Here is a 649-nt window from a genome sequence, read left to right on the forward strand (position 1 = left end):
CCGCAGCTGCTGCCACGGCCCTTGGCTGCACCCTGTTCCAGCCTGCCCTGGTGCTGAACCAGGGGACTGCCGGGGGATATCCGGTGGACCTGGAGCCTTTTGACCTGGTGGTGGGGGAACGGTGGTTCAACGGGAACGCCCTGTTCCAGTCCCGGTACGGGAAGGATTATTACCTGGACCTGGCGGCCCTGGAAGGGGAAAGCAAGGAAAGTGAGTTCACCGGGGACCGGCCCTTTTTCCATCCCTGTGACCGGGAGGCGGTCCGGTGGCTGGACAGCTGGGGCACGGCCTACACCCGGGGCCGGGTGGTGCTGGGGACCATTGCCTCTGCAGACCGGTGGAACGACTGCCCGGACACTATCCGGGACCAGGAGGCGAACACCGGGGCTCTGTGCGAAGAGATGGAAACTGCCGGAGCCGGGGATACCGCCGGAAGGATGGGAATTCCCTTTGCCGCCCTGCGGGTGATCTCCAACAACAACCGCACCAGGCGCCCCTTCGACCCGGAAACCGCCCGGGCGGTGCAGGAGTGGGTGGTAAGGGTAGTGAAGAGTGCAGAGTGAAGAGGGAAGAGCAGGGGCCGCGGGCCGAAGGAAAAATTTGCAGGCAAATTTTTTGAATGGAAACGCAGCTGGCGCTGCTAACCCAC

Annotated in this window: 1 protein-coding gene; it reads left to right on the forward strand. The window is 63.9% G+C overall.

Going from position 1 to position 649, the window contains the following annotated elements; translation table 11 throughout:
- On the forward strand, positions 1-563 hold a 563-nt coding region (locus tag QVO43_RS03860; protein WP_288174482.1), incomplete at its 5' end, for a 5'-methylthioadenosine/S-adenosylhomocysteine nucleosidase.
- Positions 564-649 lie beyond the last annotated feature (86 nt).

Source organism: Acidaminococcus sp. CAG:542 (assembly GCF_000437815.1).
GTDB lineage: Bacteria > Bacillota > Negativicutes > Acidaminococcales > Acidaminococcaceae > Acidaminococcus.